We start from the raw sequence: 14623 nt of genomic DNA, 5'->3' as shown, positions 1-14623 counted from the left end.
TTATATACCATCCCGTAAGAGGTATTGGAACAAACGAATAATCTGACGCATGCGAAAGGGAGTATCGCAGAAGCGCTATCACACCGGATCGGCTATACTATGCAATGCGGTCGGCAACGCCGGATAACCGCCACCTGACAAACCTGCATGCTTTGCCCGATCCATCCTCGGAACTGGAGTTCTGCAATGACCGGTACATCCTTCTTCAGCGACATGGTGCAGACGATCACCGAACGTGGCCGCAAGCTGCTTTCGTTTTCACCGCGCACGCAGAAATTGCCATCGGGCCTCGCCGGTCTTGAACGGCTATGCACCATGCTGCTGTCCAGTCGCGGTGAAGCTTCAGGCATGGCGCTGGCCGCGGAAATCCTGCAGCAATGGTCCCGCCTGAATGATGAACAGCAGCGCGATTTCATGTTGCTCCTCGCCGATAGGTTCGGACCGGATTCCGATAAGCTCGAAAGGGCCATCGACACCTATCGTGCCGAACGCACTGCAAAGACAGTATTGCAACTGCACGAGGCCGCCGAACCGCGCAGGCAGGAACTGATCCGCCGCCTGAACCTTGCCCCCAAGGGCATATCCACGCTCGTAGGCATGCGGGAACGGCTGCTCGAACTCAAGGCCGACACACCTGATCTTGAAGCTGTAGATGCGGATTTTGCCCACCTTTTCACCTCATGGTTCAATCGCGGCTTTCTCATCCTGCGCCCGATTGATTGGTCCACGCCCGCGCAAATCCTTGAAAAGATCATTCAGTACGAGGCCGTGCACGAAATTCACGATTGGGACGAGTTGCGCCGCCGGCTCGCACCAACTGACCGGCGCTGCTTTGCCTTCTTTCATCCGCAACTTCCCGATGATCCACTGATCTTCGTTGAAGTGGCACTGACCAAAACCATCCCCGAGACGATTTCGGATGTGCTGGATGAGAAACGTGCCCCCATTCAGGCACAGGACGCCCGTACTGCTGTCTTCTATTCCATTTCAAACTGTCAGGTGGGCTTGCGCGGCATTTCCTTCGGCAACTTCCTGATCAAGCAGGTGGTCGAGGATTTGCGCCGTGATCTTCCCAAGCTCGATACCTTTGTCACGCTTTCGCCCGTGCCGGGCTTTGCCAACTGGCTGGGACGCGAGCGGCGCAATGACGACTCCGATGTGCTGTCGGTCGAAGACAAGGCTGCCCTCACCGCTCTGAATGACGCCGATTGGTCCGATGACCCGGCAAAGACGACGGCTGTAAAGACCGCATTGCTGCCCGCCGCCGCCTGGTATTTTCTGCGCGGACGAACACCGGATGGGCGCGCCATTGATCCGGTTGCGCGTTTCCACCTCGGCAATGGTGCGCGGCTGGAACGGCTCAATTTTCTTGCCGACCGCTCGCCCCGCGCTGTCAGGCAGGCACATGGGCTGATGGTCAATTATCTCTACAAGCTTGATGATATTGAAACCAACCACGAGGCATTTGCCCAGCGGGGCGAAATCGTCGCGGCACCAGCCATCCGCAAACTGTTGCGCAGCGAAAAACCCGCCCGCGCGACACCGCCCAAAGAGCAAGACAAGACCAAGGCAAGCAGCAAGGAACTGAGTTCATGAGCAACCATCTGTTTGATGCTATCAGGCATTTCATTCCGGCTGAGGATGCCGTGTTCATTGAAACCGGTGATAGCAGCACATGGACCTATGGTGACATGCTGCAATGGTCAGGCCGGATCGCCGGTGCCATCGATACGCTGGGTATTCGCCCCGGCGACCGGGTCGCGGTACAGGTGGAGAAAAGCCCTGAAGCGCTGATGCTTTATCTCGCCTGTATCCGTTGCGGCGCTGTCTATCTGCCATTGAATACCGCCTATACGCTGGCCGAACTTGACTATTTTATCAGCGATGCCGAGCCGCGCCTCGTTGTGGTCACACCGAAAGCTGCCGAAGGCATCAAAGCCATCGCTTCGAAATATGGCGCACTCGTCGAGACGCTTGATGATCAGGGTGGCGGTTCGCTGATTGAACTGGCGAAGGGCGAGGCACCGGATTTCGTCGATGCCACGCGCGCGGCAGATGATCTTGCCGCCATTCTCTACACATCGGGCACCACTGGCCGCTCCAAGGGCGCGATGCTGACCCACGACAATCTCCTGTCGAATGCTTTGACGCTGCGCGATCACTGGCAGTTCACCGCAAAAGACCGGCTGATCCATGCTTTGCCGATCTTCCACACCCACGGGCTTTTCGTTGCAACCAACGTCGTCCTGACGTCAGGCGCATCGATGTTCCTGCTGCCAAAATTCGATCCGGCGGAAATCCTGTCTCTCATGCCGCGTGCAACGGCCATGATGGGTGTTCCCACCTTCTATGTCAGGCTTTTGCAGAATGAAGGGCTGACCCACGATGCTGTCAAAGCCATGCGTCTGTTCATTTCAGGGTCTGCGCCGCTGCTCGCCGACACCCACCGCGCATTTCAGGAGCGCACGGGTCAAGCCATTCTTGAACGCTATGGCATGACCGAAACCAATATGAACACCTCCAATCCCTATGCCGGGGACCGGATTGCCGGAACTGTCGGTTTCCCGCTCCCCGGCGTTACCGTGCGGGTGACCCATCCGGAAACCGGCGTAACCCTACCAGCCGATGAAACCGGCATGATCGAGGTCAAGGGACCGAATGTGTTCAAGGGCTATTGGCGCATGCCCGAAAAGACAAAGATGGAATTCCGTGATGACGGCTTTTTCATTACCGGCGATCTCGGCAAGATCGATCAGCGCGGCTATGTGCATATTGTTGGACGCGGTAAAGACCTTGTGATTTCAGGTGGTTACAATATTTACCCGAAGGAAGTCGAAAGCGAGATCGACCAACTGTCGGGCGTTGTCGAAAGCGCCGTCATTGGCGTCGCCCATCCGGATTTCGGCGAAGGTGTGACTGCTATTGTCGTCAAAAAAGCCGGTTCTGATCTCAGCGAACAGACCATTCTCGATGCGCTGCAAAACCGGCTCGCCCGCTACAAGCAGCCCAAACAGATCATTTTTGTCGAGGACCTGCCCCGCAACACCATGGGCAAGGTGCAGAAAAACGTTTTACGCGAGCAATATGGCAATCTCTATGCCATCAGCGCAAATGCCTGATCCATGACGCCCTCATCGCGCAGATGACGGCGGGAACAAGGGCGTAGGGGGGAGCTTACGCCACAACAAGAACTGAAAAAGCGGCCGCTTATGGCGCGCCGCAGAGGGAGGGTTTTATCGTGAATATCCAGATTTTCTCTATTCTTGTGCTGATTGCCATGTTCGTTATCGCAACGATGCTGCCAATCAACATGGGCGCACTGGCCTTTGCCGCGGCCTTTGTGGTCGGTTCGCTGATCATGGGAATGTCATCCAATGACATCTTTGCCGGGTTTCCCAGCGATCTGTTCCTGACACTTGTTGGTGTCACCTATCTTTTCGGCATTGCCCAGAACAACGGCACCATTGACTGGCTGGTCGAGCGGGCGGTACGGCTTGTTCGTGGTCATATGGCGCTCATCCCCTGGGTGATGTTTTTTGTCGCCGCCGTCATCACCGGCTTTGGCGGACTAAGCCCCGCCGCCTGCGCCATCCTTGCACCTGTCGCACTGCGCTTTGCCGCGCAATACCGCATCAGCCCTGTCATGATGGGCCTCATGGTTATTCATGGTGCCCAAGGCGGCGGCTTCTCGCCGATCAGCATCTATGGTGGCATCACCAACCAGATCGTACAAAAAGCTGGCCTGCCCTACGGTCCGACAACCCTGTTCCTGTCGAGCCTGCTCTTTAACCTTGCCATTGCCGTTGTGGTGTTCTTCATCTTTGGCGGCTGGAAAAGCCTGCGCGATCATGCGGCAGCATCCGGGCCAGATCCTGATACCCATGTGGCAGGCGCGTCGCGATCCATTGTTGGCCATGGTGGCACCCCGGCCTCACCAGCCTATCACCGCACCGCCACATCGCCATCCGGCGCGGCAATCAACCCAAACGAAAGCTTGACCAGCGAACGTCTGCTGACGCTGCTCGGTCTGACAGCGCTTGCGGTTGGCGCACTGGTGTTCAAGTTCAATGTGGGGCTGGTGGCGATAACCGTTGCTGTCCTGCTCGCCCTGTTTTCCCCCAAAACCCAGAAGGCGGCTGTCGACAAGATCAGCTGGTCAACCGTGCTTCTGATCGCCGGTATCATCACCTATGTCGGCATCATGCAGAAAGCCGGGACTGTTGATTATGTGGCATCGGGGATTTCCAGCCTTGGCATGCCGCTTCTGGCCGCCCTGCTCCTTTGCTTCACCGGCGCAATCGTCTCCGCCTTTGCATCGTCAACCGCATTGCTCGGCGCTATCATTCCGCTGGCGGTGCCATTCCTGATGCAGGGACATATCAGCGCCATCGGCGTTGTCTCGGCCATCGCCATCTCGACGACCATTGTCGATACCAGCCCGTTCTCGACCAATGGCGCGCTTGTGGTGGCCAATGCACCGGAAGCCGAGCGGGAGAGCGTCCTGCGCAAACTGCTCGTGTACAGCGCGCTGATTGCGGTCATCGGCCCCATTATCGCCTGGCTGGTTCTCGTCGTCCCCGGCGCGATCTAGGCGCAAAATTCAAGTCAGCGCATCGGCTCCCGGTCGATGCGCTGACTGACACTTATGTTCTGACAATCGATATTTTGCCGTCATTGCCGATTTCGGCGGTGATGTCGTTATAGTCGGTGATCGTCGCGTGCTGCGTGGCAAGCTTATGCACCTGCGTTGCCGTTATCACCAGCACCTCGGCTCCGGCCGCCTCTCCCGCCTGAATTCCTGCTGGCGCATCCTCGAAAACCAGACAATCGGCAATGTCGACACCAAGCTTCTTGGCGCCAAGCAGATAGCATTGCGGATCGGGCTTGCCGATCGATACGTCCTCGGCTGTCACCATAATTTCGGGAAAAGGTATCCCCGCCGCTTCCATGCGCCGTTTTGCCAGCAGAATTGGAGCCGATGTCACAATGGCCCAGCTTTGCGGCGGCAGTGATTTCAGGAAGGCGACCGCACCAGGAATGGCAATAATACCTTCCACGTCGTCAATCTCCGCCCGCTCAATTTCGGCGGCCTCGGCAACAGGGTCAACGCCGGGCAATCCAAGACGGCTAATCGTATCGATACCGCGTGAACCATGCATGGTTGGCATGAAGGCTTCGACATCAAGACCTTTGCTGCGCGCCCAGTCACCCCAGACACGCTCGGCAGCAGCAAGCGAATTGAGGACTGTACCGTCCATATCGAAAAGCAGGGCTGAAAATGGCTTGTTGAAAATCGGAGAAGTCGCTGAAGACAATTTATATTTCCTTTTGATTGGCAAAACCATCGATACACAATTGCCACGCTTGCCCGCAACGCCTGTCATGCTAATTTCCTGATACGAATCTGACGGCATTGCGACATGCGCGGCTGCCAAAGGAGAAATCCATGTTTTCCCACTTCCACATTGGCACGAATGATTTTGCGCGCGCCTTCGCATTCTACACGCCGATCATGGAAGCGCTGGGCAACCCGCTGCGCTTTTCCGACCACGCGAAACCATGGGCTGGCTGGCAGCCACAGGGCGGAGGTCGTCCGCTGTTTCTGCTAGGTGTGCCTTTCGATGGCGAGGCAGCGCATTCAGGCAATGGCCAGATGATTGCGTTTCTGGCCCCGGATCGAGCGACTGTCGACAAAACGCACGCTTTGGCTCTTGAGAATGGCGGGCGCTGCGAAGGCCCGCCCAGCCTGCGGCTGCACTATCACCCGAATTATTACGGCGCCTATTTCCGCGACCCCGATGGCAACAAGATTTGCGTCTGCAACCACGATCCGGTCGAATAGGACTTAGTGCCAACCGTTGTCGAGCTGCTCGCGCGTCTCGGCAACGGCTATGTCCCACAGCGCCAGTGAATCCGCATCAGGCCGCTGGAACAGCCCGTAATAATTGCCTTCCCCGAGCATTTTGCGTTTGCGGCGGGCATCGACACGGGCAAGCCCGCCAAAATCTATCTGTTCTTTCGGCTCTTGCGGTACTGGTGCTCCGGCAATCCTTGTCCACGGAAAATTCTCCATCCACGATGCGTGTGATGCGGCAGGATCGATCTCCATCACCTTTGCCCAGGTTTTCGGCGCGCGCCACCAGTCATGCAGTTTGACCGAGGCGTCAGGATGATCATTCAGCCATTCGGAAATGACGGTTCCGGCAGGCGTATTACCGCCATGGCCGTTGACCACCAGAATGCGCCTGTAACCATTGCGATACATGCTGTCGAGCAAATCACGGATCACAAGCGCATAGGTGGCAAGACTGAATGTCAGCGTCCCCGGAAAATCCATGAACGAGGACGCGAGCCCATAGGGCAATACAGGGAAAACCGGAACGCCTGAAGGTTCGGCCGCATCGACTGCAACTTTCTCCGCCAGAATCATATCCGTGGCAAGGCTGAGATAAGCATGTTGCTCGACACTGCCGATGGGAAGAATGCAGCGATCATCTTTCGCGACACGTTCTTCCACCTGCATCCAGTTCATATCTGCGATTTTCATTCCTGCTCACCTTTTCCGGCATAGATTCATACTGTCGTTTGACAGTGGTGAAGGAGGCCATTCTCCCTCAAACTGTCAAGCCAGACAGTCAAACAAGCCTTGGCTGAATGATCTGTTTTTGCAATGAATTTTATGTCACAAGATGTGACGGTGAACACATTCTTTATCTGCGGCGATGCCGCAGCTTCACGCATTCGGGGGGACGATGGAGAAAGAACAGGCTGATGCAATTGCGGCCATCGGCACTGGCGCACTCGACGTCATTTTCCAGACGCCTCTCACCGGCTTTCTTTCGATTGGCGCTCTCGTTCTTTCATTTGTCATAGCCAAGCTGATCACGCGGCGTCTGAAGCGCGTCCGGCCGATTACATCGCGCGTCAGAATCATAATCGACTATCTCTCGACGATCGTCTTGACCATCCTCATCATGTTCGGGTTGATGCGACTTTTCGGCGGTACACTTGCCAATCCGTTGGTATTCGTTATGGGCGGAGTGGTCCTGCTATTCCTCGTTATCCGGCTTATTGGCATGGTCGTGGAACTGATCTTCAAACCGCATGATCCCTTGCGTTCAATCCTGCGCGGCTCTTCCGTGGTGTTCTGGCTGACGGTGCTTATCTACATTTTTGGACAGTGGAACGAGACGGTAAAAAGCTTCTTCGACACCGAATATTCCATCGGCGATGCCAAGATCAGTGTATTGGCGATACTCTCAATCCTGTTCTTTGCCGCAGTCATCATCATCGTCACCATCTGGATTTCCGAGATATCACAGCGCTACCTGCATAAAAGAAGCGGCCTGCAACCCAATCTTGCCTTGGCGCTTGAGCGTATCATCTCGGTGACAATCTGGATTATTGCGGCGCTGATCATCATTTCCATGGCCGGGATTAACCTGACCGCCCTCGCCGCGTTTGGTGGTGCACTCGGCATCGGCCTTGGTCTCGGTTTCCAGAAGCTGGCCGCAAGCTATATCAGCGGCCTCATTCTGCTGTTTGAGCGTTCGGTTCGGGTTGGTGACAATCTGGTCAGCGACCGCATCACCGGCAAAGTCACCGAGATGACCATTCGCTATACGACCATTCATACGACCGATGGGCTGGATGTTCTGATTTCCAACGATACGCTGATCAACAGCACAATCTTCAACGAGACGCTCTCAAACAGCAATATACGGCTGGAGTTTCCCATTACCGTGGCATCGACCACCGATCTCGACGAGGCGCGCAGCATCTTTCTTGCAGCTGTCCAGAAGCAGCCGCGCGTGATGAAAGAACCCCCGCCGCAGATCTATACCGCAAGCATTGAAAACAAGAGCATCAAGCTTCTGGCCCGGTTCTGGATTAACGACCCAAGCAATGGCAGGATTGCGATCATCTCTGATATTAACGAGATGGTTCTGGATGAGTATAAGAAAAAGGGGATCGATCTGGCCTGACTACGAAGCAGCAGATCGTAATATGGGTGCTGGGAGGCGCATATGTCATTGAATGACGAGGTAGATCCGTACCGCAAGATAAGCCTGCGCATCATCCCGTTGATGATGGTGCTCTATCTCGTGGCATTTCTCGATCGCGTAAACATCAGCTTTGCCGCGCTCACCATGAATGACGATGTGGGTCTGACCCCATATGTCTATGGCTGGGGCGCTGGCATTTTCTTCCTTGGCTATTTCCTGTTCGAAGTGCCCAGCAACGTCATCCTCGAAAAAGTCGGCGCAAGACTCTGGATCGCCCGCATCATGATCACATGGGGCCTTGTCTCTGCCGCCATGGCCTTCGTGCATGGTCCGTGGAGTTTTTTCATCCTGCGTTTCCTGCTCGGCGTTGCCGAAGCCGGTTTTCTCCCCGGCATGATCCTTTATCTCACCTACTGGTTTCCTTCAGCCCAGCGGGCAAAATTCATCGGCCTCTTCATGGCAGCGGTTCCGCTGGCAAGCGCCGTCGGCGCTCCTCTATCGGGCCTGATTATCGGCATCGACAATGTCTGGGGCCTGAAAGGCTGGCAGTGGCTTTTCATCATTGAAGGTCTGCCATCGTGCCTGCTCGGCCTCGCCGTGCTGCGCTTTCTGCCGAACGGACCAGCACAGGCCCCGTGGCTAACCCTGACGGAACGCCGGATCGTGCAGGAAAGGCTCGAAGAAGATCGCCAGCTCAATCCGGGACGCACCCAGCACCGGCTTTGGCCCGCCCTTGTCGACCGGCGGGTGCTGCTGCTGGGCCTCGTCTATTTCGGCATTGTCATCGGGCTCTATGGCATTGGTCTCTGGCTGCCGCAGATGATCAAGGCCATGGGCTTTTCCAATACGCAGGTCGGGTTCATCACCGCCCTTCCCTATATTGTCAGCGCCTTGGCCATGCTGCTTTGGGGCAGGCACAGCGACAAAACGGGCGAACGGGTCTGGCATGTGGCCATTGCCGCAGCCATCAGCGCCATTGGTTTTGTCGGCAGCGTCTATCTGCAATCCAATCTGGTGGCACTTTTTTGCCTCGGCCTTGCTTCCATTGGCATCTATGCGAGCCTTGGACCCTTCTGGGCCATGCCCTCAGTCTTTCTGCAGGGAACGGCAGCGGCTGGCGGTATCGCGCTGATCAATTCTGTCGGCAATCTCGGCGGATTTGCCGGGCCTTATCTGGTTGGCTGGATCAAGCAGAGCACCGGCAGTTTCCAGATTGGCATGGGCGTGCTTGCCTGTTGTCTTGCGGCGGCGGCTGTCCTTGTCCTTTTTCTCGGGCGGGAACTCAAATCCACCAGACACGACGCCATACACTAAAACCTATTCAAACAGATCCGGATGGTTCTTTTCGATCTCCGGCAGAACCCGCAAGATCTCGGTGAGATGATAATTCATGGCCGCTTCCGCCGCATCGGGATCACCGGCATCGATTGCGCCGATAATCGCCTGATGCTGCTCAATGAGAAGCTGCATGGAAGCGGTGTTGAGCAGGCTGAGCTGGCAAGCGCGGTCCATATGTGCCTTCAGATTGCCGACGACTGACCACGCCATCGGGCAACCCGCCCCCTCAGCCAGGGCAATGTGAAACTGCTCGTCAAACTTCTTAAAAGCCGTGGAATCTGATCTGGCCGCCGCTCGGGCCTGCGCCTCCAGTGCCTCATCAATCTTTTCGCGGCTTGCCGGATCAAATTCTTCACAGGCGCGCCTGACAACAGCGCTTTCGATTACCTCACGCAGAAATCGCGCTTCGCGCATTTTCGCAATGGAAATCTTGACGACAATCGTCCCCCGCTGCGGCAGGACTTCAACAAAATGCTGCTTGCTGAGCGCAATCAAGGCTTCACGCACCGGTTGCCGCGACACGCCGTAACGCTCGGCGATCTCCTGCTCCGATAGCCGGACACCCGGATATAGTTCAAGCGAAACAATCGCCCTGAGTAGTTCTTTTTCGAGCCGTTGAGCTGTTGAACCACCGCGGCTGAGATCAATCGTCAAAATAAGCTCCTCCCATCCGCTTGCATTGCATCGATTACCATATCATACTACCATACTAGTATATGCCACGCCATTTGAGGTCAAGCGACGGCCTGTTTGCGAACCACGATAAGGTGCCGGAACACCCCATATCTGTTTCGCACATCATCCCGCCCGAACCAAGCAGAGCCTGCGCATAAACAACAGCACGCCGATCCGGTTGAGGAGCCGCCGTCGTGTTTCAAAGCCGTCCTGATAAAGAGCGGTAAAACGGGGGACGCCGGGGGTGGCGTCTGGAACAGTGAGGACCACCTGTGTGGTCCGTGGAGGAGTTACTATGAAGGATATTCGCCTGACACGCCGTGCATTTGGCCTTGGCCTTGCTGGTGCCGGAACATTTGCCATTATCGGTCGCGCAACACGAGCAGAAGCTGCTCCCATTGCCTTGCGCATGTCATCATCCCTACCCGCTGATCCCAATTCCGCGCATTGGCTCTGGTATGACCGCTTTCAAAGTGGTTTGAAGAACAAGCTTGGCGACGCGGTGGAGATCAAATATTTTCCTGACAATCAGCTCGGCAAGGAGGCCGACATTGTCGGTCAGGTCAAGCTCGGCATTGTCGACATGATGATCTCTGGTTCCTCGATCTGGGGAACACTGGCACCCGAGATCGGTGTGCTTGATCTTGGCTATCTGTTCGACTCGATGGRTGCCGCTGGACCAGTGCTTGATGGCAATGCGGGCAAGGTGCTGAACGGTATTTTTGCCGACAAGATCGGCGTTGAAGTCGTAAGCTGGGCCTATAGTCTTGGCGGGCGCAACGTGACAGCGCGCCAGCCAGCCAATACGCCGGAACTGCTCAAGGGTCAAAAAATCCGCGTCCTGCCGGTTGCCAATTTCGTTGCCACGTTGAAGGCCATGGGCGCTTCACCAACGCCGATGTCACTCGGCGAAGTCTATACCGCCTTGCAAACCGGGGTTATCGACGGGCTTGAGCACGACGCCCCCACCGTTCTTGCCCTCAAATGCTATGAGGTCGCCAAGCACATCTCGCTCACCCAGCATATCTGCAATCCGCAGACCATCGTCATCGGCAAGCGCGCCCTGTCAAAGATTCCAGCGGAACACCTGCCCGCTTTCCGGGAAGCGGCAGCCGAGGCATCCACCTTCCAGCGCAGCAAAGCAAACGAGATCGAAGCCAGCGCATTGGCAAAATTGCGCAGCAATGGTGTGACAACACACGAGGTCGACCGTGCGGCTTTCAAGCAGCTCGTCATGCCGCTCTGGAGCGAATTTACCAAGACCTATCCAAGCACCAAGCCAGTGCTTGATTCGATCCACAAAGCCTGAGGTCAATTATGTCCGTCGAGGCTGCACTCCCCACCTCCCACGCACCAGCCGTCCGGGGAGCGCCGTTTATCGGCGCTCTCCTGCGCATTGTCGAGATTCTCGCCGCCATCGCCCTGGCCGCCGATCTCCTGCTGGTCATCTCAGCCGTCCTTTGGCGCTATATCTTCAACGACACTATTTTGTGGGCCGATGAAGTCGCCCGCATGCTGCTCATTGCCGTTGCCTTCCTTGGCGGTGCAGCCGCCGTTGCCAAGGGCAACCATGTCGGCATCCGCATTCTGCGCGATAAACTGGCTCCACAACATGCGGCTCGCGTGGAAACCGCCGGTTTATGGATCGAACTTGGCGTAACCCTCGCTGTAGCGATTTTCGCTATCCAGTACTGCGAATCCGCCTCAACACAGGTCACATCAACTGGCTGGCCGCAAAACCTCTTCATGTATCCGCTTGTCGTCGGCGGCTTCTGCATGGCGATTTTCACCGCAGCGCGGCTGCTTGTTTATCCCAAGGCCGATATCCTTGCGGGTCTGGCAGGGCTTCTTGTTCTCGCCGGTGTCGTTGCGCTCTGGAGCATTGTCTTTCCCGCACTCGCACCAAGCCCGCTTTTCCTCATGCTCGGCGGCTTTGCGATTTGCCTGTCCAGCGGCATTCCCATCGCCTTTTCGCTCTGTGTCGGTGCCCTGCTCTACATTTTCGGCGATGGCTTTATTCCATTCGCTGTCTTTGCCCAGCAGGCATCCAGCGGCATCGATAATTTCGTGCTACTCGCCATCCCCTTCTTTGTTCTCACTGGCCTTGCCATGGAAGTGAACGGCATGTCGGTGCGGCTTATCGAACTGCTGCGCCGTGGCGTCGGCAAGCGCAAGGGCGGGCTCAACATCGTCACCATTCTCAGCATGGTGCTGTTCTCAGGCATTTCAGGCTCGAAACTTGCGGACGTCACCGCTGTTGGCACTGTCATGATCCCGGCCATGCGCCGCTCCGGTCATGATCCGTCCGAAGGCGTGGCCCTGCTCGCTGCAAGCGCTGTGATGGCGGAGACCATCCCGCCCTGTATCAACCTCATCATCCTAGGCTACGTCGCCAACCTCTCCATCGGCGGTCTGTTTGCCGCCGGTATCTACCCGGCCATCCTGATGGCGAGCGCGCTGATCCTCGGCGTCATCATCTTCTCCAAGAAAGCACCGCCTGCCCCGGTGGAAACATCAGGCCGCAGCCTGACCAATCTTCTGTGGAGCGGGGCCGTCAGCCTTGGCGTTATCGTCATCATTTTCGGCGGTTATCGCTCCGGCTTTGCCACGGCCACCGAAATCGGCGCCTTTGCCGTCGCCTATGCGCTGCTTGTCGGGCGTCTGGTATTCAAAGAACTGACATGGCGTAGCACGGTGACGCTGTTTGTCCGTTCGGCAACGCTGGCGGGCATGATCCTCTTCGTGGTGGCCGCATCACAGACTGTCGCCTTCTCGCTGACCATTGATCAGGTGCCGCATGTGCTGGCAGAAGCCATGATCAATCTCAGCCATGGTGCCGGTTCATGGGCCTTCATCATTGCCTCCATCCTAATCCTTATCGTCATGGGGGCGGCACTTGAAGGCGCTCCGGCGCTGATCATCTTTGGCCCGCTGCTCATTCCCGTGGCGCAGAGTTTTGGCATCCACCCGCTGCATTATGGCATTGTCCTGATCGTTGCGATGGGGCTTGGCCTGTTCGCGCCGCCATTGGGGCTCGGTCTCTATACAAGCTGCGCGGTGGGCGGGGTATCTCTCGAAGCAACGGTCAGGCCAATCGCGAAATATCTGCTGATCCTGTTCGTCTGTCTGCTGCTGATTGCTTTCATCCCGGAAATCACCTTGTCGCTGCCGCGCTATATGGGCTTTTTGCATTAACCTGTAACCGCAGCAAAGCCATGCAATGCCGGGCCCTGTGCCCGGCATTTTTATGCCCACCGCAAATGCGCACAGCCGTCATATGACAGTTGCGCTTTTGATCTCCGCTGGAAGAGTGTCGCGCGAAATGCCAATCATTGGGTCGCCAGCGATTGGACATTGTCTAAAATCGGACAGGAATATATGTGGAATTTCAGTATCGCGCGTTCACTTGGGCTTATGGTGCAGACAGCGCCGTTCATTATGCTTCGCATTGCCGTCTATTTCGGCATGGCTGTAGCCTATGTCGTCGTCACCGGGACCGGTGCAGGCATCGGTTGGGGTATAGGCGGCCTTGGCGATGAGGGCTTCAGAACAAACTGCACGTTCGTCGGCGGCCTCACCGGCTTCGTCTTGACGGCTGGCATCCTCTATCTGATGCGCGAATACATTCTTTATGTTGTCAAGGCGGGCCATATCGCCGTGCTGGTCGAGCTTCTCGACGGCCGGTCATTACCCGATGACAAAGGCCAGATCGAATACGGCAAAGAGGTCGTGATGAGCCGATTTGCCCAGACAAGCGTGCTCTTTGCTGTCGATCAATTGATCAAAGGTGTAATCGGGACCATTACCGGACTTATACAGGGCGTTGCAGCCTTTCTGCCAATTCCGGGATTACAGTCACTGATTTCGTTAATCCGCGCATTCCTGCGCATTGCAGTCGGGTTCATCGATGAAGTCATGCTTGGCTATACGATCCGCACCCGCAGTTCCAACCCATGGCAAGCGGCACAAACGGCTTTGGTTCTCTACGGCCAGAATACCGGCACGATGCTGCGCAATGCGGCATTTCTGACAATCATTGTCTATGCCCTGACGATTGCAGTTTTCATCCTGATGCTGACCCCGGCTGCCGCTTTGGTTTACTGGATTCCCGGTGGCTGGTCGTCGGGCGGACTGGTCGCCGCGCTTATCTTTGCCTGGGCCATAAAGGCAGTGCTCATCGAGCCCTTTGCCATCGCCTGCATGATGCAGGTGTTTTTCCGGACAATCGAAGGTCAGGTGCCAAACCCGGAATGGGACGCCAAGCTTTCGCAGATTTCCAGCAAATTCAGGACGTTGAAGGAAAATGCAGGCATGGCGACCTGATGTGGAAAGTTTCGCTATAGGATCATCAGTGCGTGGTGCGTGGTTCGACAAGCTTGTCTGTTAGAGATGGTATAATGTGAAGAGGTCCACGTACCCTTTCCCGGCACGTGGACCGATTGACAGGATGCCGTTTCGACAAGCGGACATTGCAGTCCGATGGTGAGCAAGGCCCTGTCATTCGATGACACCCGAACAGTTGCAAGGGGCACCGACCCCGTATGACAAGCCAGGGAACCTCATCATGACACAGTTTGATCGTTTTGTCGGCATTGATGTGAGCA

Annotated in this window: 12 protein-coding genes; 9 read left to right on the top strand and 3 right to left on the bottom strand. The window is 56.4% G+C overall.

Translation table 11 applies throughout. The features are described 5' to 3' along the window. The first annotated feature begins 186 nt into the window (after positions 1 to 186). The 3 genes from AB4Y96_RS18100 to AB4Y96_RS18090 all read left to right on the top strand — a co-directional run bounded on the left by AB4Y96_RS18100 (position 187) and on the right by AB4Y96_RS18090 (position 4591). A complete protein-coding gene (locus AB4Y96_RS18100) occupies positions 187 to 1596 on the top strand; it encodes a malonyl-CoA decarboxylase (protein ID WP_441918896.1) in 1410 nt (469 codons plus the stop codon). Then, the gene (locus AB4Y96_RS18095) at positions 1593 to 3119 is read left to right on the top strand and encodes a malonate--CoA ligase (protein ID WP_441918894.1); all 1527 of its coding nucleotides are present in this window, start codon (positions 1593 to 1595) and stop codon (positions 3117 to 3119) included. Before AB4Y96_RS18100 ends, AB4Y96_RS18095 begins: the two co-directional genes overlap by 4 nt. Before the next feature lie 119 nt (positions 3120 to 3238). Beyond that, complete coding sequence (locus AB4Y96_RS18090) at positions 3239 to 4591, top strand: SLC13 family permease (protein WP_091877451.1); 1353 nt, start codon at positions 3239 to 3241, stop codon at positions 4589 to 4591. 52 nt (positions 4592 to 4643) lie between these two features. On the opposite strand, the gene AB4Y96_RS18085 is transcribed toward AB4Y96_RS18090, so the two are convergent. Then, entirely contained in the window at positions 4644 to 5345 is a 702-nt protein-coding gene (locus AB4Y96_RS18085) for an HAD family hydrolase (RefSeq protein WP_441918999.1), read from the bottom strand. 101 nt (positions 5346 to 5446) lie between these two features. On the opposite strand from AB4Y96_RS18085, the gene AB4Y96_RS18080 reads away from it, so the two are divergent. Then, positions 5447 to 5842, top strand: a complete 396-nt coding sequence (locus AB4Y96_RS18080) for a VOC family protein (RefSeq protein ID WP_441918892.1) — start codon at positions 5447 to 5449, stop codon at positions 5840 to 5842. Between the two features lie 3 nt (positions 5843 to 5845). Here the strand turns inward: AB4Y96_RS18080 and AB4Y96_RS18075 are convergent, their stop codons facing one another. Further along, entirely contained in the window at positions 5846 to 6547 is a 702-nt protein-coding gene (locus AB4Y96_RS18075; protein ID WP_441918891.1) for a creatininase family protein, read from the bottom strand. Positions 6548 to 6752: 205 nt separating this feature from the next. On the opposite strand from AB4Y96_RS18075, the gene AB4Y96_RS18070 reads away from it, so the two are divergent. Beyond that, on the top strand, positions 6753 to 7985 hold the full coding sequence (locus AB4Y96_RS18070; protein ID WP_441918889.1) for a mechanosensitive ion channel family protein: 1233 nt from the start codon (positions 6753 to 6755) through the stop codon (positions 7983 to 7985). A gap of 42 nt (positions 7986 to 8027) precedes the next feature. Further along, positions 8028 to 9320 (top strand): MFS transporter, encoded by a 1293-nt coding sequence (locus AB4Y96_RS18065; RefSeq protein WP_441918888.1) that lies wholly within the window; start codon positions 8028 to 8030, stop codon positions 9318 to 9320. 3 nt (positions 9321 to 9323) lie between these two features. On the opposite strand, the gene AB4Y96_RS18060 is transcribed toward AB4Y96_RS18065, so the two are convergent. Continuing rightward, a complete protein-coding gene (locus tag AB4Y96_RS18060; RefSeq protein ID WP_210275911.1) occupies positions 9324 to 9998 on the bottom strand; it encodes a GntR family transcriptional regulator in 675 nt (224 codons plus the stop codon). Between the two features lie 316 nt (positions 9999 to 10314). Here AB4Y96_RS18060 and AB4Y96_RS18055 point away from each other — a divergent pair, with 316 nt between their 5' ends. The 3 genes from AB4Y96_RS18055 (at position 10315) to AB4Y96_RS18045 (ending at position 14342) form a co-directional block, all read left to right on the top strand. Further along, positions 10315 to 11328 carry a TRAP transporter substrate-binding protein gene (locus tag AB4Y96_RS18055; protein WP_441918886.1) on the top strand — a complete coding sequence of 338 codons (1014 nt, stop codon included), beginning with the start codon at positions 10315 to 10317 and terminating at the stop codon, positions 11326 to 11328. A gap of 8 nt (positions 11329 to 11336) precedes the next feature. Next, a complete protein-coding gene (locus AB4Y96_RS18050) occupies positions 11337 to 13214 on the top strand; it encodes a TRAP transporter large permease (RefSeq protein WP_441918884.1) in 1878 nt (625 codons plus the stop codon). A gap of 183 nt (positions 13215 to 13397) precedes the next feature. Next, positions 13398 to 14342, top strand: coding sequence for a hypothetical protein (locus tag AB4Y96_RS18045; RefSeq protein WP_441918882.1), 945 nt, complete (start codon positions 13398 to 13400; stop codon positions 14340 to 14342). Positions 14343 to 14623 lie beyond the last annotated feature (281 nt).

This window comes from Phyllobacterium sp. TAF24, assembly GCF_052113785.1.
Classification (GTDB): Bacteria; Pseudomonadota; Alphaproteobacteria; order Rhizobiales; family Rhizobiaceae; genus Phyllobacterium.
The sequence above is the reverse complement of the archived record's forward strand: the minus strand, read 5'-3'. Positions and strand labels throughout refer to the sequence as shown.